We start from the raw sequence: 18,666 nt of genomic DNA, 5'->3' as shown, positions 1-18,666 counted from the left end.
GGCGTGAGGTCGCCAAGCTCAAGGCCGAGCGCGATATCCTAAAAAAAGCCGCGGTGGGTTCAACCGGTCGACGCAACAACCTGGGCGAACATATCACCGGGCGTTCTGTAGCCAAGAGTCTTTCTGGGCCGAGCGTTTAGGCTTAGCGCGATGATATTGAGATCGTCCTGGCTCTGGGCTGATAGATCGGACCCTCTAGGTAGGTATTGACGCAGAAGGCCGTTCGTATTCTCGTTGCTCCCGCGCTGCCATGGGCTTTGTGGATCGCAGAAATAGACATCCACGTCAGTCGCGACCGTGAAGCGCTTGTGTTGTGCGAGTTCCATGCCGCGGTCCCAAGTCAACGATGACATAAGCCCGACAGGCAGCTCTGCGACCTCACGGATGAGGGCGTCGACTACATTTTCGCTGTCCTTACCACCGACATGAACAAGCATCACGAAGCGGGACTGACGCTCTACCAAAGTCGCGATGTGCGTATTTTTGGCGCCAGAAACCAAATCACCCTCCCAGTGACCAGGTATCGCACGATCTTCGATCTCAGCAGGCCGGTCCTTGATCGACACGGCTCCGATGATCTGCCCCCTCGGCTGCCCGTCGGTTGTCGACGTCTTGGCGCGCCGCATGATGCGCCTGCTACGCAGGTTCGAAAGTAATTCCCTTTTCAGGACGCCACGGGCCTGGATGAACAGGCTTTTATAGATGGTCTCATGAGACACCTGCATCGCCTCATCATCACCATGCTCGACGTTCAGCCATCCGGCAATTTGCTGTGGCGACCATTTCGCCTGCAGTTTTTCTGCAACTGTGTCCCGGAGCTGGCTATTGGTCGCCAGTAGACAAAGCTTTGGACGAACCGCCCTTTGCCAAGCACGCTCCTCAGCCCCTGTCGCACGGTAGTGCTTGCGTCCGCCGTTGCGCCCTATTTCACGGCTGATTGTGGATGGGGACCGCCCCAGCTGGACAGCAATGCAACGGAAGGGCAGTCCGGCCACCAGACCACGCGATATCTCCTCCCGTTCGCCGTCCGTCAGCGCCAAGCGACTTCTGGTCCTCAATGGCGGGGCAATGCCGCCCTTGGCAAGGACCACCCCGAATACCGATGCAGCATGCTTTCCAAGCGCTCGGCCGATGTCGCTCAGCGACTCACCAGCCTTCCATCGGTTCCACAGCTCTCGCTTCTGTCCGGCGGACAATCCAGGTCGGCCCATTTGCGCCATCGTGGAACCCCTCTGACCGTCATGAATTCAACCATGTTGCGTCGACCGGTTGAACCCACCGCGGCCTACTTCGCGAAGGAGTCGATGTGAAGTTCGGCTTTGTCGCGAAGCATCGAGGGATTTGGCCGGTTCGGTGGCTTTGCGAGGCGCTCGGTGTCTCGCGCAGTGGCTTCCACGCCTGGCTTATCCGGGCGCCCAGTGCCCGAGCACGCAGCGATCAGGTGCTTGGCGCGCAGGTCAAAACCAGCTTCGTCGACAGTGACGGGACGTATGGCGCCCGGCGGGTCTGGCATGACGTGCTGGCCGAAGGGGCCGCATGCGGGCTCCATCGCGTTGAGCGTCTCATGCGCGAGCAGGCTTTGCGGGCCCGGCCTCGCCGCAGAGGCCTGCCCTCGGACAACGGCACACGGCACGAGGCGGCGGACAATTTGTTGGAGCGGCAGTTCGTGGCCACGGCGCCGAACCAGAAGTGGATCGCCGACTTCACCTACATCTGGACGGCAGAAGGCTGGCTCTACGTCGCGGCTGTCATCGACCTGTTCTCACGCCGGGTGGTCGGCTGGTCGATGAGCGCCACCATGGCCGCCCAACTCGTCGCGGATGCGCTGATCATGGCAATCTGGCGTCGCGGCAAACCAGATGCGCTGCTCCACCACTCGGATCAGGGAAGCCAATACAGCAGTGAGCAGTTTCAGAAGCTGTTGGCCGATCACGGCGTCACCTGCAGCATGAGCCGGTCGGGCAATGTCTGGGACAATGCGGCGATGGAGAGCTTCTTTTCCTCGTTAAAAACCGAGCGGACCGCCCGAAAGGTCTACCGTTCCAGGGACCGGGCCAGAGCAGACATATTCGATTACATCGAGCGGTTCTACAACCCGCGCCGACGCCACTCGACCATCGGCTATCTCAGCCCTATGGAGTTCGAGCGGAACAGAGCGTCAGCTTAAGGTGCGTGTCTACCGAACCAGCAGCAGCTCAACCGGAGTCGATGATCTCGGGGGGCCTACGCCACCTTTTCGCCGACCCGTGCGCTGACATAGTCCGGGCCGGGCCCATCTGAAGCGTCATGAGCGAGCTCCTTGTCTGGTTTGATGGCGATTGCCCCCTGTGCCAGCGAGAGATCGCGCTGATGCGGCGGCTGGACCGTCGCCGCGCCATCCAATTCACCGACGTCTCCAAAGGTAGTGCGACAGACTGCCCAATTGACCGGGCAGCGCTGTTGGCGCGGTTTCATGCGCGGGAGGACGGCCGCGTGCTGTCCGGCGCGGCCGCCTTCGCCGCGATGTGGCGGGCTATCCCAGTGCTGCGGCCGCTTGGGCTCATGGCGCGAAACCGCGTCGTGCTAGCGGTCCTGGAGCAAGCCTACGGGGCGTTCCTGCGGATGCGGCCCCGTCTGCAGCGTTTGGCGCGGAGGCTGGCGTAACGGCGTTCGTGCCCACGCGGGCGGAAGGCCTGCGTCGGCAGGCGGCGTTCTTGCCGGCGGCCGGCCGGCACTACGCAGATAGCCGGAACGCTGATGGCGGGCCGGAGGCGCGAGGCAATGTATCGTTGCTATCGCCCTACCTCCGCTACCGCTTGCTAACCGAGGACGAGGTGATTGCCGCAGCATTGGCGCATCACGGCCCAAGCGCAGCGGGCAAGTTCGTGCAGGAGGTGGCCTGGCGCACCTACTGGAAAGGCTGGCTGGAGCTGCGACCCGCCATCTGGCGGCGCTTCTTGGCCGAGCGAGACGCTGCGCGCGGAAGCGACCTGGTGCGTGCCGTGGTACAGGCGGAGGCGGGGGCGACCGGCATCGAGGGGTTCGACGCAAACGGCCAACCGGTTCTCGCGAGCTATCGATGTCACCGAAAAGCGCACCTCACCGTCGCGGCCAGCGACGGCAATCGCCACCGAGACCTTCAGCTTCGAGGTATCCAAACCAACATACACCTCGCTATCCTGTCCCACGGCTCGTCCCCTATGAGAGGCTCTACGCCGGCCAATCCAGCGCAACCGTCGCTCCCACATGCTGCGGGGCGAGCCACCATCGCAGTCACGAACATGCGGTCTGACAGTTGCTGAACCTCATTAATAGACAGGGACGTGCTCAGCAGAGCGACCGTTGATGCGCTCGATCCATTTGGCCGATGTCGGCCTTGGCACCATGGTACTGCGGAAATGCATTGGTGATTTTCCAGTTACGCGCTTGAAGGCGTTGCTGAACGCGCTCTCTGACGTGTAGCCAAGCGATCGTCCAACATCTCCGATATGAACGCTGTTATCGCGCAGCGCCTGCTCTGCAAGCCGCATACGCCATTCCGTCAGGTAGGCCATGGGGGCAATTCCTGCGACTATTTTGAAGTAGGATGCAAACGCCGCACGCGACATTGCTGCTGCTCTCGCCAATTCTTCGAGTTGCCAGGATCGGCCGGGATCGCCGTGCATCAGCCGAAGAGCCGGCGCTAACCGCTTGTCGGTCACAGCTCGTAGCCATCCTGCAGCGAGGGGTTCGGCCTTGTCGAAATGGGATCGCAATATCTGAATGAACATCAGATGGGCGAGTTGAACCGACGCTATCCCTGCGCCTGGCGGATCGTATTCGCGTTCCTGAACAAGCTGATCCATCAGCCAGGAAAGTGTCTGCGCCTGCCGCGACCCTGCCCGCACGTGAATTGAAGGCGGAATGGCGTCCAGAAATAACCGATCGTAATCGGCACTTAGATCAACACTCGCAATAATTACATAACAATCGTCGCCGACGCCATGTTGCGCCGTGGCGCCTACGCGATGTCTCAAGACCTCACTTAAATCCACGCGCGGCGCAGCGAGGTCGCTGGCCATGACGAGCGCGCGAGGGATCGAAGAGAGAAACACGTCGCCTTCTTCGAGAAGAGTGGGCTCCACCACGCCATCAAACGAGAGCCAGCAACTTCCCCGCACAACGCCCCAAAACTTGATCTTGTCGGGCGGAGGGATCGCGATCGCCCATGACCCGCCCGCCACCAATCCGCCCGAAATGACAGACCGCGCGCTGACGAGGTGGAGGAAATCCGAAAAGGGATCATTTTGCATTATTAGACGTTGGCGCAATTTCTAAAGCTTTTCAAGCATTAATAATCCATACGCGCCACGCTATGGTCTATTTCTGAGATTTGAAGAGCGCCGCCACAGACGGGTGCTCACCGACAGTTAGCCCCCCCGGCTCGATTTGTCGTCACTGCATCGTGGCGCATGCAACTTCGACTTGAAGATCGCGCCCGATCGACGCGAACGGACATTTTAGTAATCAACTCGACACTCACAGGATCACGAATGACACAGCGCACATGGTTTATCACCGGCGTAAACAGCGGATTTGGCCGGCATATGACGGAGCAACTCCTCGCCCGCGGGGATCGAGTCGCAGGCACCGTCCGCAAGATGGATTCCATGGACGACCTGAAGGCAAAGCATGGCGATCTGCTGTGGCTGAGCCATCTGGACATGACCGACACGCCCGAAATCCAGGCCGTCGTCAACAAGGCCTACGCTGATCTCCGCAAAATCGACGTCATTGTCAGCAACGCCGGCTACGGCCTGTTCGGCGCGGCGGAGGAATTGAGCGACGACCAGATCACGCATCAGCTCAACACCAACCTGGTCGGCCCGATCATGCTGGTTCGCGCTGCATTGCCTCACCTACGAGCGCAGGGCGGTGGTCGCATCATCGGTCTATCGACCTTCGGCGGCCAGGCAACCCTTCCGGGTGGATCGCTCTACCATGCCGGCAAATGGGGGCTGGAAGGCTTCCTGGACTCCATCGGTCAAGAACTCGCCCCTTTCAAGATCAGGGTCACGATCATCGAACCAGGCGGCGCTCGCACAAACTTCCGAGGCGGCAGTGTCAGGCTCGGTGAGCAACTGGAAGCTTATAAGGGCACGCCGGCATCGTTCGTCCACGTGATGATCAAGGACACCTCGCGTCCGGCTCCTGGCGACCCGGAAAAGATGGCGGCGAAAATCATCGCGAGCGCTGATCAGGAGCCCGCGCCGAAGCGGATCGTCCTTGGCAGCGATTCCTTTGGGTTCATCCACAAGGCGCTGTCAGACCGTCTGGCTGACGTCGCGGCACAGAAGGATGAAGCCGCCTCGACCAACTTCCCGCCGAGCGCCTGACAGTCCCCGGCTTCGCGACATCCTCGTGGGCTTTCCGGCCCACGAGGAGGCCTTACGGGGCGGTTCGCAAGCTGATCGCGCTGAAAACACAACGAACGACGAAAGCTGCACCATGATTCTGACCCATGAAGTCGCCCAGCGAATGATCAGCACCAGCCAGGAAAAGGCGCGCGAGCTGGGCATGGCGATATCGACTGCGATTGTCGATACGGAGGGCCGGCTTTTCGCCTTCGGCCGAATGGACGGGACTCACTGGCTATCGATCGACGCGGCACAGGCGAAGGCTTTTACAGGCGCGATTTTGCGACAAGACGGACCGGCGCTGCAGCAGGTTCCGTCCGCCATGATTTCGGCGTTGTCCCTCATGCAAGCACGTGCAGTGTTGCCGATGGGCAGCATCACCGTTCTACGCGACGAAAACGACCGGGTGATAGCCGGCATCGGCTGTAGCGGCATTGGATCTACCGGAGCGACGGACGTGCAGGACGGGGAATGCGCCCGAGCTGCACGCGATGCCGGGGAGCCGGTGCGGCTGACGGGCGATAAAGCGGGGTCCACTTGAAGGTCTTGATCATAGGCGCCGGGGCCGGAACCGGCCGACATATCGTCGAGCAGGCGGTCGCGCTTGGGCACGAAGTGACCGCGTTCGTTCGCAATCCCCACCAATATGACGGGTCTTCCGTCCGTGTCGTCGTCGGCGACGCTCGCGACGAAAAGGCCGTATCCCTAGCAGTCGCGGGACAGGATGCGGTGTTGAACACCATCGGCACGCAAACCCCTTGGGCGCGCACCAGGCTGGAACCCGTCGCCGGGCGCGTGATCAATAAAGCGCTCCGAGAACATGGCGTTCGTCGTCTGATTGTCGCCACGACGATGTGCTGTGGAGACAGCGGCAAGCACGCTCACTTCTTCTTTCGGTTCCTCTTCGCTCCGACCTTCCTGCGTGGTGCCGTGAAGGACAAGAACCAGATGGAGCGCGAATTGGCGCGCACTGACCTTGATTGGGTGATAGTCCGCCCGGCTGAACTTACCAACGAGCAACCGACCGGCCAGGTAAAAGCCTTTACACGCCAGACCGGCGGTAAGGCGCGCCGGATCGCTCGTGCGGACACGGCGGCGTTCATGCTCGATCAGCTCACCAGCGAAAACTATCTTTGGCGGCCCGTAACGATTGCGACGAGTTGACGACCAACTCTGTATTGCCAAGCAATACGAGAACACAGACAACCTAAAGGAAAATAAGAATGGCGACCTGGACTATTGCGAATATTCCCAATCAATCTGGTAAACTGGCCATCATCACCGGCGCGACTGGCGGTCTCGGATTGGAGACGGCACTGGAATTGGCTGGAGCCGGGGCTGACGTCATTTTGGCAGGACGTAACCCTGCTAAGGGCCGCGATGCAGAAAAATTGATCCTCCGAAAATACAAAACCGCCAAGGTGCGGTTCGAACTTGCCGACATGGCCAGCTTGGCCTCAATTGAGAGTTTCGCCGACCGCATGCTCGCCGTAAGTCGCCCGATCGACATCCTGGTAAATAACGCAGGCATCATGGCCCCACACGATCGAGGGATCACGGCGGACGGTTTTGAGCTGCAGTTCGGGACTAACTATCTGTCTCATTTCGCGTTGACCTCACGACTCCTGCCGCTTTTGAGCGCGGCAAAAGCACGCATCGTTCAACTATCCAGCTTCGGGCACCGAACCGGCACGATCCAGCTCGACGATCTCAATTACGAGCAAGGATACAATCCATTTCCGGTTTATTCGCAGTCCAAGCTCGCCATGCTGATGTTTGCGCTCGAACTCGATCGGCGAAGCAATGCGAAGGGCTGGGGCTTGACCAGCGTCGCTGCACATCCGGGCTTCGCTCGTACGGACTTGTTTGCCAACGGTCCCGGACCAAAGGCTAACATTATCTTCCGATCCATCATCCCCGTTGCGAAACTGCTCATGGGTCAATCGGCAGCTGCGGGTGCGCTGCCGACGTTGATGGCGGCTACGATGCCCGGCGTAAAGGGTGGGCAATATTTTGGACCGCAGGGTTTTAAAGAATTCAAGGGGCCGCCGGGACCAGGAAAGATCGAGGCGCAGGCGCTGGACGCCGACGTCGCCTCGAAGCTTTGGACCGCATCCGAGCGACTGACCGGCGTCACCTTCGGCCATGCGGCCATGGCCGCGACACTGTGAGCTATGCCCACGCGCCGCTCGATCGCCTCGGCCATGCTGAGGAGATGGCGAAAGCAGCTCTGTTCCTGGCGAGCGATGCAAGCAGCTTCTCAACCGGGAATGAGCTGTTTGCCGATAGCGGGGTGACGCAGCCCTAACGCCCGGCGCTCTAGTGGCCTGGCCAATTCTCCATCGCGACATCGACGACCTGGAGAAGCTGGTCGGCCGTGCCGCCGTGCTGGGCTTGCAAAGCGATGCCCTGGATGATGACCGCGTAGTAGGCAGCGAGCTTTGCAGCCGAGGTACTGGCCGACAGCTCGCCGTCCCGGATCGCCCGTTTGAGCCGATGCATGATCGCCTCTTCGACCTCAGCACGGCGCCGGGCGGACAGGTCACGCGTCGCCTCCGACACCGCGCCGGCCGGGAGCGGAGCCTGGGTCACGAAACAGACCCCATGGGCCTGGTCGGTGAAGTTGGAAACGCAGTTGCGGAGAAGCTGGGTAATGCTTTCCCGTGCCGGTTGGGCGTTCAGAGTTTCCTCGACACCGGCTTTCCGCAGGTCGTTAAACACGCCCATGGCCCTGATGTAGAGTTGTTCTTTATTGCCATAGGTGTCGTACATGCTGGGACGGCTGATCCCCATCGCCGCCACCAGGTCGGAGGTTGAGGCGCCCTCGAACCCCTTTTGGGCAAAGACCTCCATAGCCGCCATGAGCGCCTGCTTCTCGCAGAATGTCTTCGGGCGGCCCGGCGGGTTTCCGGTCGGTTTTTTGGTCATCGGCATTGGCATCCTGGTTTCCGACCAATCGGTATAAATCCCTTGACGGCGGAAATCCTGAGTGGATAGTATCATACCGGTTGGTCGGAATCACCCCCTTTCGAGTTGATCCGGCCAGAACCCACGCGAGCAAGTAGGTCATGAACTCATCAGTCTAACGGCTCACGCCTAGTTTCCGACACTTCAGTAGGAATTAGGCGGCTCGCTTGGTCATCAACTCAAACTCGGAAAGAAGCTCATTCCATGTCCAAGTACTCCCTCGATCTCACGAAGGAATTTGTCGGCAAGCGCGCGCTGATCACAGGCGGCTCTCGCGGTATCGGCGCCGCCGTGGCGCAGCGCCTGCTCGATGGCGGCGCGACGGTCGTCGTCACCGCCCGCAACACGCACGCCGAAACGCCAGAGGGCGCGACATTTATCGCTGGCGATACGCGCACCCTCGCAGGCGCACAGCAGGTGGCAAAGGAGTCGATCGCCAAGCTCGGCGGCCTCGATATTCTCGTGAACAGTGCCGGCGCTGCCCGGGTTATCCTACCGTCTTCGGCCGCGATCCCGGACGAAGAATGGCTCGACAGCCTCAACATCAATTTCCTCGCGGCGTTGCGCGTCACCTACGCGGCACTGCCTGAATTGCTGAAGACCAAGGGCACGATCGTCAACGTCACGGCCGGCGGCCGTATCGCCTTCGGCGGTCCGATGGCCCACTACGGCGCCGCCAAGGCCGCGCTCAACAACTGGTCGGAAGCCCTCGCCAAGGAAGTGGCGCCACAAGGCGTGCGCGTCAACGTCGTGACCCCTGGCCCGATCATCTCCCCCGGCGGTGACGAAGTTCGCAAAACGATTACCTCGGCCATGGGCATCACGGACCAGCAGTTCTTTGCGACCGTGCCGCTCGAGGGTCGGGCCGGCAAGAGCGAAGACCTTGCCGAGGCAATCGCCTTCCTGGTGTCGCCGCGGGCCTCCTACATCACGGGCGACAATATGTTCGTCAGCGGCGGCTGGGGCGCTCTCTCGGCCATGTAACCGAAAGTCTGGGGAGCCGGGGTGAGCCGGTATCCCCGGGGCCTTTCTTTCAAACACTCAAAACTCGAACACGACCCTTCGGCTGCTGTGACAGGCGCACCGCCCGCCCCATCCGAAAAAGCCGACAAGGAAGGACTTAGACCATGACGACATATCTTGTGACCGGTGCAACCGGCAATCTTGGCGGCCACACCGTCGACGCGCTTTTGAAAACTGTCCCCGACAAGGACGTCTCTGTCATGACCCGTGACCCGGAAAAGGCAGCGGCACTTGCTGCCCGTGGCGTGACGGTCGTGAAGGGTGATTACTTCGACTACGATTCACTGGTGAAGGCATTCACCGGCATCGACAGGCTGCTGCTGATCGGCGCCGTCAGCCTTTCCAACCGGGCACCTCAGCACGAGACCATGATCAAGGCGGTCAAAGCCGCCAAGCCGGGCTACGTCATCTATGTCGGATTTTATTGGACCGAGGGCTCGAAGATCAAACTCCGCGAAGTCACGGACGTCGAGATCAAGAGCGAGAAAGACCTGGCCGCGGCTGGCGTCCCCTACACCATCGTCAGGAACCCACTCTACACTCACGCTTATAAGTTCCTGCTCGGCGGCGACCTCAAGGCAGACGGGGTTCGCGGCTTCGGCTCGGAAAAGCAGGCGACCTATGCCGACATTGCCGACCTCGGCGAAGCCAATGCCAAGCTGCTTATCAAGGGCGGACACAAGGGCGAGACGCTTCTTCTGAATTCCGGCGAGAAGCTGACGTTGAAGGACATGGCCGCCGTCTGGGGCAAGGTCTACGGCGCGCCCATCGCCTATACCTACGGCACGAGGCAGGCGTTCGTCGACATGCTCGTCGCCAAGGGGCAACCGCTTGAGCAGGCGGAATATGCCGCCGCCTTCATCAATGCCGTTGTGGAGGGTGAGTTCTCGGCAACGAGTGCGTCCTTGGAAGCGCTTCTCGGCCGCAAGCCGACCAGCCTCAAGGAGACGTATGCGGCCAACCCCTAAAGGCAGGACCGCATGAAAATCGCCACCCTAGCTATGAAAACTTTCAACGAAAGATTTGAACCATGAAAGCGCTTGTCTACGAGAAGGCGCATGACCTCGACGCCTTTGCCATTCACCAGGTCGAAGAGCCGGAGCCCCTGCCCCGTCCTGCCGATGTTGTGGTCGACGTCCATGCCATCGGCATCAACCCCGGCGAGACATTCTTCCGGCGCACGCAAAGCGCGCCACCGGGCCACAGAATTCTCCTGGGCTTTGAATTCGCGGGCGTTGTCGTCAATGCCGGCGAGGCCGTGCGCTATCTCAAGGTCGGCGATCGCGTCTTTGGCACGGGCGATGTGACAAGGGACGGCGCGTGGGCTGAGCGCGTGGCGGTCGATCACAGGGTCGTCGCCAAGCTGCCCGACCGCCTTTCCTTCACCGACGCAGCAAGCTTGCCGATCGGTGCCCTCACGGCCTGGGAGGCGCTGTTCCGTGACGTCGACGAACTGCCGGGCCACGTCAAACGGGTGCTGATCATTGGCGGTGCCGGCGGCGTTGGATCTCTCGCAACCCAGCTCCTCAAAATCAAAACCGATGCTTTTGTCATCGCGACTGCCTCGCGGCCGGAATCAAAAGCCTGGTGTCAGACGATGGGTGCGGACCTGGTGGTCGATCATAGTGGCGACGTCGAAGCCCAACTGAGGGCTGCCAACATCGCCCATGTCGACATGGTGCTCTCAACGGCCAAGACCGCGGAGAATATCGGCTGGATCAGCCCCGTGCTGAGACCCTTCGGCCATCTCTCAAGCGTCGATGGCGCGGGCGGCCTCGACGCCAGTGCCCTCATGGCGAAAGCCTACTCCCTGCACATGGAGATGGTGTTCAGCCGGCTGATGCACGCCTACGCCCCCGAAGCGCACAGCGCCATCCTTGGCGCCGTATCGTCCTATGTCGGCGACGGCAGGCTGCACCCGATCGCGACGACGAAGCTGGTCGGCCTAACCCCCGAGACGATGCGCGAAGCTCACGCAATGGTCGAATCAGGCCACATGGTCGGCAAGGCCGTCATCACCATTCGCTAAACCCCCAACACTGAGGGACTGACAATGATTGATCTGCACTATTGGACCACACCGAACGGCCACAAGATTGTAATGTATCTCGAGGAGACTGGCACGCCTTACAAGATCGTGCCGGTTGACCTCACCAAGGGTGAGCAACAACAGCCTGATTTCCTGCGGATCGCCCCCAACAACAAAATTCCAGCGATCGTCGACCACGAGCCGAAGAGTGGTACGACGCCGGTCAGCGTCTTTGAATCCGGCGCAATTCTCCTCTACCTCGCGGAAAAGACCGGCAAGCTGCTCTCGCCGGACCTTCAAGCGCGATTCGACGCGTTGCAGTGGGTTTTCTGGCAGGTCGGCGGCCTCGGGCCGATGGCGGGCCAGCTCGTCAACTACAAGCGCAGCGAGTTCAAGAACGAGCACGCGATCGAGCGGTTTTCAAATGAAACCGGCCGGCTCTACAGCGTCATGAACCGCCGTCTCGAGAAGACTGAATATCTTGGCGGCGCGGAATTCTCAATCGCCGACATCGCTGCCTATCCCTGGGCCGCACCCTACAATCTGTTCGAAATGGACCCTGACCAGTTTCCCCATGTCGAGCGCTGGCTCGATGCGGTCGGGCAGCGGCCGGCAACTCTGAAGGCCTACACTGTAGCAAAGCAGTATAACTCCAATGCCGTGCAGCCGCCGGCACCGCGCAAAAAGGTATCAGGCTAACTTGAGGCTGTCTCGTTTCCGACGAGGCAGCCGCTCAAGCGGGCTGGACTGCATCAGGTTTTCGCGTCCACCAGGGCGAAAACCGTTTTACTCGCAACCGGGCGGGCGCCATGAACAGAAAAGCGCACCGGTATCGTGGCCGCCCCGTTCAGTCCCGTCGGACATATTTTCAACCCGCGGCATTCCGCAGCAACTTGAGCGGCTTCGTCCGGGTGCCGTTCTCCGTCTTCTGGGGCGTTCGCCGCTCCTGACGCTTGTTGCCGCGTGCCTGCCCATCCATCCGGTGCGGACCGGTAGGCTCTCGATCCGAGAGACGTGTATTAGCGCTGCCCCTGCTGGTCAGGCCATCGGCCACCCCAGTCGCGCCGCCCGACGCAAATTCGAGCGCACGACCAAGTGGTGGAAGGGCTTGATTGTCGCAATATAGGTGCGTCCCAACGCATTTTGGCAGTGGACGACGGTGGTGGAGACAACCTCATCACCGGATCCATCGCCAACCGGCCGGATCAGCACCGAGGCGCGGAAATCCAGATGACGGTCATCCTCTCCGACCACGAGTTCGTTCGTCGACACCGAAAGGACTTTGAAGAAGTCGATCTGCCCTGCACCGCCCTGTTTGGCTCCGGCGCGAAGCTGCTCAGAGGTTTTCACGCCGAAATTGCCCATGACGCGGTCGCGGATCTTCAACAGTGCCAGGAACCAGGGTGTTGGCCGACCGAAAATGGCCGGCGCGACATCTCGAATGTCCCGGCTCGCGCTTTCGGGAAGGTGCATGGCGTAGGCATCCACGGTATCGGCGTCCGCAAACGAGGGAGATAACTGGCTCTCGTGCGGCGGTATCACGGATCGCTCGCGTTCAAAGTCACTGCGCATTCGCTCCACTCCTACTCGGCTGTTCGTAATCGGCGCCCCGCCCGGATCGTGCGTCAGGACTCCAGCCGGGCGTTACGGAGCATAGATGCCCGATGCTGAGTGTCGCCCTGCCCTTGGCTCAGTGAACGGCGCCTCCACTGCGATTATTGGCGACAACGCTTTGCGGAGCCGCCGAAAGCAATCTTAGATATCTAAGGTAGCTCGATGACGTCTCGTCCGCTCCCTTTGCGGCTCGATCCCGAAAGTTCCTGCGATGACGATTGGACGGTCAACCGGCATCGGGAGCAAGCTATCCGGGTGTCTCCACGGCATCTGCGTTGTGCCCATCTCGATTGGTACCTCACCCTCAGCTTGGCATCACGTCGGCGCGTTGCCCGTCCTCGGCGGACTTCTCGATTGCCGCGATGATCCGATGGATCGCGACAGCGTCGTCGAATGATGGCGCGGTGCGCGTTCCGGCGGTCAAGTCTTGCGCCATCTTCGCGTAGATCCTAGCGACGTTGCCTGGGACCACGTCCTCGGGAAAGCCGGCTATGAAGGACGCTGGGATTTCCACAGCCTGGAACGTCTTATCGTCGTGACGGGCTGCCGTGAGGGCCAGGGGCACCATCTGCGCGTGGCCAGTAGGCCCTATGACGCGGATGTCGCCTTCGGTGCCGTTGATCTCCCAGAAAAGGCCCTCCCCGTCACGTGGCATTCCACCCCGGTAGTGGATGGACAAGGGGGCGCCGCTCGCAAGGACGCCGCTGACCAGCACCTGGTCGGGTGCGCTCATGGGCAATTTCTCCCCGGTATCGGCGACGAGGGCCGAACTACGCCGGGTGGCCAGCACCGATGACACGCGCGCCACCTCGCCCAACACTTGGTGGAGGGCCGCCAGGACGTGCCCGACTGGGATCGTCAGCATGGTGGCGCCGTTCGCCCGGTCAAGCAGGTATCCGCTGGTCTTCTTCTGCGGGATGACCCCGCCCCAGCCACCGCCTCGCGCCACTATGGTTGTGGACAGAACCTCACCAATGAAGCCGTCGGCCGTTAATTGCGTAAGGTATGCGATCTCCGGGGCAAGCCGCGCCTGCGTTCCAACGACGCCCAACACGCTCTTCGTTCGGGCGAGATCGGCCAGGATCTCGGCCTCGGCCAGCCCGTTGCCGAGCGGCCACTCGCAATAGACGTGTTTGCCTGCAGCGATAGTCGCCTTCACGATCTCCAGGTGGTGGGGCACCTTCACCGCGACGGTCACGATGTCGATCTCCGGCGCGGCGAGCAGCTCTGCCACGCCCGCGAATGCTCTGGGTATGCCCATCTCGTCCGCAGCTTTCTGGGCGCTGGCGAGGCTGGTATTGGCAATGCCGACGAGGTCGAAGCTTTCGGGAAGCGCGCGGAGAGCAGGAATATGGGCCCGAGCCGCCCAGCTCCTGCCGGGTTGCACGCCGACGATACCGACCTTGAACCGCTGTGCTGCCATTATGTTCAAACCTCCCGTATTTGCCTCGGTCATCCGACCCGGCACCGCCCGACACCTTGAGGATATGGGTGGCTGCCATCGTGGCCACAAACATGCGGTCCGGCGACGCAGTAACTCCTTGAGTGAGTGGCCCGCCGCCTTTTCTCTCAGCGCCCGCTACCATCGGCAGAACCGGTTCCTAACGAAGGCGCGCCGCCACGACCCTGGTGGAGGGACGCGTCCGGCACAAAGCCTTGGACAAACGCCAAGACCTGCTCTGTCGGCATTTCGCAGGGGCGCAGCACCATCCCGCCCGCCAGCGAATAGAGGTTGAAGCTGACGTGCTTGGTGGCACCGAGCTCCTTGCCATAGAGCCAACGCCGGCGCCCGTCTGCAGACGAGTGGAGCGTCACGCCCCAACGCCGTCCCTCGAACCAGCCCTCGCTGTAGCCGGCTGGTATCGCGCAAAGTGCGGCGAGGAAGGCGGTTTCCTCGGTAGACACCGTAGCGCTGGTTGCCAGGAACACGCGACTCTCGCCTAGCCGCGACGAATATTGGCGACCATGCGTTCCCAATTCCCATGGGCGATGGCGTTCTTATCGGCGTCGGGCAGTTGCACGTCCTCAAGAAAGCGCCGCGCGCCGCCATCTGGTGTGAAGCGGTAGGGATAGTCGGTCGAGAACAGGATCCGCTCGGGGCCGAGCACCTCGAGTGCCCACCTCAGGTAGCGCTCGCTCCACACGCCGCTCGGCGTTACCGAGACATGGCGGCGGAAATACTCTGACACCGGGTGGGCGAGCTTGGCCGGCCCAGCCAGGTTGTCAATCCGGTCCAGGTAGAACAGCACCACCTCGCCCCAGTGACCGGTAATGAGCTGCAGGTTTGGAAAGCGGTCAAAGACGCCGGCCAGCACCATGCGGAGAATTTGCACGCCCGTCTCGTAGTGCCAACCCAAGCCGAACGTTGCGAGCGCAGCGTCGGTCGCCTCGCCAAGGCCGCTATAGATGGCGTCCCGCACCGCTGGCGCCGGCGATTGCGGGTGAATGAAGATGGGCGCCCGGAGCGCCGCGGCCGCCTCGAAGATGGTCCAGTTGTCGGGATGGTCGAGGTTGCGGTCGCGGGTGCGGCCGAACAGCATGGCGCCGTTCAGGCCCAGCTTCGTCACCGCGCGGACGAGCTCGCGAGCGGCGGCCGCCGGGTCTGGCGTGCCAAGCGTCGCAAAGCCCTGGAAGCGGTCAGGGCGGCGACGGACGATGCTGGCGAGCAGGTCATTTGACGCGCTCTGCAGCGCGATGGCTGTGTCTGGCTCCAGATTCTGCACACCTGGCGCGGTCAGCGACAGGACCTGCACGTCGACGCCGGTCTCGTCCATCGCCGCGATCCGCACATCCGCAAGGTCTGCAAGCTGCGCGCCCATCTCGCCGCCGTCCGAGTGCTGGAACGCCACATCTTGCCAGCGTGGGTCAAGCTCACGCCATGCCGCGACCACGTCCGCAGTGACGAAATGCTCCTCAAGGCCAATGATCTTCATGACTGCCCCAATCAGACGTCCGAGCTTTAAGCGATTACGGCCATGCGCCGGTTCCCTTTTGGGCCTTCGCTCCCGCATCAGCACCGCCAGCGGCTGAAGAATTTCAAGGCCGCCGCGCTCGCCGGCTGCATCCTGGTTGGACGCGCGCCAGGGGCACCACTGAGCGCTTGCCGAGTTGTGCTTATGTCGCCCGGAATGCGGGAAGGATCCCCTGGGTCAACAAAGCGTGCCGGGTGAAGACTTGGCCCGGAACACGGGGCACATCCACATCGGACGTCATCACGACGGTCAGCTCAAGCCGGGGCAGGAGATAGATCATCTGGCCACCATAGCCCCAGGCGAAGACCATCGGTTCGCCTGGCGCCTCGCCAATCCACCACCCTAGTCCATAAAGCTGGCCACTGAATGTGGATCGCACGGCGGGTTTCCACGCCTCGACCAGAAAGCCCTGCGGAATGATCTCGCGATCGCCGCGGCGGCCCATGTTACGACAGCACTCACCGAACGCCAGCAGCGCGTCCGGCGCGATCGCCATGTCGTTGCCGCCAAAATAGTAGCCCTGCGGGTCGCGTGACCACGCCGGCACGCTGAAGCCAAGCGGCGTGCCCAGCCACGCTTGGGTGAGGTCGCGAAGTGTCTGGCCGCTGATGCGCGCCAGGATCACGCCGAGGATGTGGCTATTGCCGGTGGAGTAGATCATCTGGCCGCCAGGCTCGTCTGTGAAGGGGCGGGACAGGATGAAGGCCAGCCAATCGCGGCTGGAGACCCAGCGGCCGTAATTGGCGCCCGAGGTGCTCTGCAGACCGGCGCGCATGCCAAGCAGATGCCGGATCGTGATCTTCCCAACGCGCGGATCGGCATCCTGAGGAATGAGACGCCCCAGAATTAGCGCGATGCGGTCATCGAGGGAAAAGAGGCCGCGCGCGGCGGCAATGCCGACGAGGGTGGCCACGATCGTTTTTGAGGCCGATTTGATGTTGGTCGGGCGCTCCAGGCTGGCACCTCGCCAGGTGCGCGCGGCGACCCGCATGCCCCGGTGTGCGATCAGCAAGGTGCGTAGATCAGGCGTGGCATCCGCCATCGCAAGGCCACGGGCAAGCAGGGCATTATCCGGGTCTGCAGCCCGGGCAGACCTGGCAGCAAGGAGGAGAGCAGAAGCGAGCACAGTCCGGCGCATGATAAGCATCGCAGATCGATGAGCGCCGAGCGGATCAGGTACCGTTTCGGATCTTACTTGATCACAGGGCATGACTAAACCGGGCATTACACCTGTCGTCGGCTTTGTTCTTGTTGGCTTCCGGAGCGCGACTGTAAATTCTGCTCCGGAAGCACCGTGTATGAGGCTGGTTCGATCACTCGTGGCCGAGATGCTCCAGGTTCTCAAGAACACTCTTCGCCTCTTCGTCGAGAGGCGCAGGTTCCTGGACGGCCACACCCGGCGGCACCGCATCACCTGGGTCAATCTCTCTGGCCTGGCGCTTTGCGCGGGGTGCCTTTGGAAGGGCCGCCTGGCGCACTGGCGCAGTCGCTGACGCGAGTTTCTTTTCTAACTGGGCCACCTGGTCCTCCAACTCAGCAATTCGTGCTGTGGACGCCTTGGCCGCCTTATTGGCCTCGCGGCTCTTTGCGCGGAGGGTGGTGACGGTTAGCTCCAGTTTTTCGACCTGGGCTCGTAGCTCGTCCTTGCAGACCTTCGGCGCTGGCGGCGGCGCTGGCGCCCGGGCGGTCGTCTTCGTTGCCTTCGCCGCAATCGTCGGCGCTATGACAGCCGCCTTCGCCGGTCGACCCGGCTTCCGCTTTTCCGTCGGGGCGACCGCCTTCGAGCGCTTGGTCGGGGTGGACACCACCGTCGTTGCGGGCTTGCTCGCAGCGGCGGTCGTGGGACGCGCTGGCTTGCGCACCGGCGTGGCGGATTTCGTGCTCTTGCTGACCTTTGCAACGCGCGCCATGTTTCTCACTCCTGATAGAACTACGGCTGACCCTTAGACTACGGCCCCGCGCCGTGTCTCCTGGCTACGCCACGTCGGAATGCCCTTATAAGAACCCAGGCTGCCTTGAAGTGGAGACCCCTGCCATGAGCATCACAACCGAAGATGTCTATCGCAGTTCCAATGGCGACCGCTGGCAGCTGCTTTACGATTCGTCGAACCAGCAGACTATCGTTCGGCATTTGCCGAATGCCTCTTCCGGCGGCGCAGCGAGCGAGTTGCCTGCAGAAGACTTCCTGCGGATCGGTGGCTCAGGTCCGGAGTTCGACGCCGTTCGGAGCGCGCTCAGCGCTCAGCCACCCTTGGTGACCGCAGTTCGGTCTGCGGGGCTGTTTTGGGTTCAGGGCCCCGAGCGCCCAGAGCCAGCTTATTGGGATGGCGAATGCTGGAGCATGCTGTCACCCGTCACAGCAGAACCCCTCGTGCTCGACGAGGCACCCATTAGGTTTGCGGGTGCTTAGCAAGCTGCGAGATCCTTGGAAATTGCGGTCGCACGATCCGGCATCAAGCCGTGAGTGATTCCATCGCACCATGCTCGGTCGTGGCCTGGTACGACGCGAACGCTACGCGTCTCGCGTTGCCCTATGAGGACGTTCCACCCATGCCGGGTCGGGATTGGCTTGCCGATCTACTCCCGCCGCCTCCGGCGCTGATTGTCGATGTTGGGGCCGGCACGGGTCGTGACGCCGCAGCCTTTGCGGCGGCGGGTTACGAGGTCCTTGCAATCGAGCCTTCCT

General features: G+C 61.9%; 20 protein-coding genes and 2 pseudogenes. 13 read left to right on the top strand and 9 right to left on the bottom strand.

Features of this window, described 5'->3' with window-relative positions; translation table 11 throughout:
- Nucleotides 1-59: 59 nt before the first annotated feature.
- Nucleotides 60-1,220: an IS30 family transposase gene (locus GSQ76_RS16860; protein ID WP_408836783.1), complete on the bottom strand. Its 1,161-nt coding sequence runs from the start codon at nt 1,218-1,220 to the stop codon at nt 60-62.
- A 59-nt stretch (nt 1,221-1,279) separates the two neighbouring features.
- Here GSQ76_RS16860 and GSQ76_RS16855 point away from each other — a divergent pair.
- Together GSQ76_RS16855 and GSQ76_RS16850 are read left to right on the top strand one after the other, a co-directional pair.
- Nucleotides 1,280-2,167: pseudogene (locus GSQ76_RS16855) on the top strand (IS3 family transposase); the annotation flags it as partial.
- A gap of 119 nt (nt 2,168-2,286) precedes the next feature.
- The gene (locus tag GSQ76_RS16850) at nt 2,287-2,643 is read left to right on the top strand and encodes a thiol-disulfide oxidoreductase DCC family protein (protein ID WP_158745301.1); all 357 of its coding nucleotides are present in this window, start codon (nt 2,287-2,289) and stop codon (nt 2,641-2,643) included.
- 644 nt (nt 2,644-3,287) lie between these two features.
- On the opposite strand, the gene GSQ76_RS16845 is transcribed toward GSQ76_RS16850, so the two are convergent.
- Nucleotides 3,288-4,271: an AraC family transcriptional regulator gene (locus GSQ76_RS16845; RefSeq protein ID WP_158745300.1), complete on the bottom strand. Its 984-nt coding sequence runs from the start codon at nt 4,269-4,271 to the stop codon at nt 3,288-3,290.
- Between the two features lie 240 nt (nt 4,272-4,511).
- Here GSQ76_RS16845 and GSQ76_RS16840 point away from each other — a divergent pair, with 240 nt between their 5' ends.
- Genes GSQ76_RS16840 through GSQ76_RS31910 form a run of 5 tightly spaced genes read left to right on the top strand, consistent with a single transcriptional unit; the run spans nt 4,512 to nt 7,683 of the window.
- On the top strand, nt 4,512-5,354 hold the full coding sequence (locus GSQ76_RS16840) for an SDR family oxidoreductase (protein ID WP_158745298.1): 843 nt from the start codon (nt 4,512-4,514) through the stop codon (nt 5,352-5,354).
- Nucleotides 5,355-5,379: 25 nt separating this feature from the next.
- Nucleotides 5,380-5,916, top strand: a complete 537-nt coding sequence (locus GSQ76_RS16835; RefSeq protein ID WP_158745296.1) for a heme-binding protein — start codon at nt 5,380-5,382, stop codon at nt 5,914-5,916.
- A complete protein-coding gene (locus GSQ76_RS16830) occupies nt 5,913-6,539 on the top strand; it encodes an NAD(P)-dependent oxidoreductase (protein ID WP_158745294.1) in 627 nt (208 codons plus the stop codon). Before GSQ76_RS16835 ends, GSQ76_RS16830 begins: the two co-directional genes overlap by 4 nt.
- A gap of 59 nt (nt 6,540-6,598) precedes the next feature.
- Entirely contained in the window at nt 6,599-7,546 is a 948-nt protein-coding gene (locus tag GSQ76_RS16825; RefSeq protein ID WP_158745292.1) for an SDR family oxidoreductase, read from the top strand.
- Nucleotides 7,543-7,683: an SDR family oxidoreductase gene (locus tag GSQ76_RS31910; protein ID WP_335904908.1), complete on the top strand. Its 141-nt coding sequence runs from the start codon at nt 7,543-7,545 to the stop codon at nt 7,681-7,683. Before GSQ76_RS16825 ends, GSQ76_RS31910 begins: the two co-directional genes overlap by 4 nt.
- A gap of 11 nt (nt 7,684-7,694) precedes the next feature.
- On the opposite strand, the gene GSQ76_RS16815 is transcribed toward GSQ76_RS31910, so the two are convergent.
- Nucleotides 7,695-8,303, bottom strand: a complete 609-nt coding sequence (locus tag GSQ76_RS16815; protein ID WP_158745289.1) for a TetR/AcrR family transcriptional regulator — start codon at nt 8,301-8,303, stop codon at nt 7,695-7,697.
- 243 nt (nt 8,304-8,546) lie between these two features.
- On the opposite strand from GSQ76_RS16815, the gene GSQ76_RS16810 reads away from it, so the two are divergent.
- The 4 genes from GSQ76_RS16810 (at nt 8,547) to GSQ76_RS16795 (ending at nt 12,093) form a co-directional block, all read left to right on the top strand.
- Entirely contained in the window at nt 8,547-9,326 is a 780-nt protein-coding gene (locus tag GSQ76_RS16810) for an oxidoreductase (RefSeq protein ID WP_158745287.1), read from the top strand.
- A gap of 143 nt (nt 9,327-9,469) precedes the next feature.
- Nucleotides 9,470-10,333: an NmrA family NAD(P)-binding protein gene (locus GSQ76_RS16805; RefSeq protein WP_158745285.1), complete on the top strand. Its 864-nt coding sequence runs from the start codon at nt 9,470-9,472 to the stop codon at nt 10,331-10,333.
- Nucleotides 10,334-10,395: 62 nt separating this feature from the next.
- Nucleotides 10,396-11,394, top strand: coding sequence for an alcohol dehydrogenase catalytic domain-containing protein (locus tag GSQ76_RS16800; RefSeq protein WP_158745283.1), 999 nt, complete (start codon nt 10,396-10,398; stop codon nt 11,392-11,394).
- A 24-nt stretch (nt 11,395-11,418) separates the two neighbouring features.
- Nucleotides 11,419-12,093: a glutathione binding-like protein gene (locus tag GSQ76_RS16795; protein ID WP_158745282.1), complete on the top strand. Its 675-nt coding sequence runs from the start codon at nt 11,419-11,421 to the stop codon at nt 12,091-12,093.
- A gap of 339 nt (nt 12,094-12,432) precedes the next feature.
- Here GSQ76_RS16795 and GSQ76_RS16790 read toward each other — a convergent pair whose 3' ends face one another.
- From GSQ76_RS16790 to GSQ76_RS16765, 6 genes are all read right to left on the bottom strand, one after another.
- A complete protein-coding gene (locus GSQ76_RS16790) occupies nt 12,433-12,966 on the bottom strand; it encodes a DUF2867 domain-containing protein (RefSeq protein WP_158745280.1) in 534 nt (177 codons plus the stop codon).
- A 346-nt stretch (nt 12,967-13,312) separates the two neighbouring features.
- The gene (locus GSQ76_RS16785; protein WP_158745279.1) at nt 13,313-14,431 is read right to left on the bottom strand and encodes a Gfo/Idh/MocA family protein; all 1,119 of its coding nucleotides are present in this window, start codon (nt 14,429-14,431) and stop codon (nt 13,313-13,315) included.
- Nucleotides 14,432-14,577: 146 nt separating this feature from the next.
- Entirely contained in the window at nt 14,578-14,937 is a 360-nt protein-coding gene (locus tag GSQ76_RS16780; protein WP_216851103.1) for a hypothetical protein, read from the bottom strand.
- A gap of 11 nt (nt 14,938-14,948) precedes the next feature.
- Nucleotides 14,949-16,019, bottom strand: coding sequence for an amidohydrolase family protein (locus GSQ76_RS16775; RefSeq protein ID WP_254070454.1), 1,071 nt, complete (start codon nt 16,017-16,019; stop codon nt 14,949-14,951).
- Nucleotides 16,020-16,122: 103 nt separating this feature from the next.
- Entirely contained in the window at nt 16,123-17,118 is a 996-nt protein-coding gene (locus GSQ76_RS16770) for a serine hydrolase (RefSeq protein WP_158745277.1), read from the bottom strand.
- Nucleotides 17,119-17,293: 175 nt separating this feature from the next.
- Nucleotides 17,294-17,890 (bottom strand): hypothetical protein, encoded by a 597-nt coding sequence (locus tag GSQ76_RS16765; protein ID WP_158745275.1) that lies wholly within the window; start codon nt 17,888-17,890, stop codon nt 17,294-17,296.
- A gap of 125 nt (nt 17,891-18,015) precedes the next feature.
- On the opposite strand from GSQ76_RS16765, the gene GSQ76_RS16760 reads away from it, so the two are divergent.
- Both GSQ76_RS16760 and GSQ76_RS31175 read left to right on the top strand, forming a co-directional pair.
- Entirely contained in the window at nt 18,016-18,390 is a 375-nt protein-coding gene (locus GSQ76_RS16760; RefSeq protein WP_158745273.1) for a hypothetical protein, read from the top strand.
- A gap of 50 nt (nt 18,391-18,440) precedes the next feature.
- Nucleotides 18,441-18,666, top strand: a pseudogene (locus GSQ76_RS31175) (hypothetical protein); the annotation flags it as partial.

The sequence above is a fragment of the Acidisphaera sp. L21 genome, from assembly GCF_009765685.1.
In the GTDB taxonomy this organism is placed as follows: Bacteria; Pseudomonadota; Alphaproteobacteria; order Acetobacterales; family Acetobacteraceae; genus LMUY01.
This window is presented reverse-complemented; position numbering and strand designations above follow the sequence as displayed.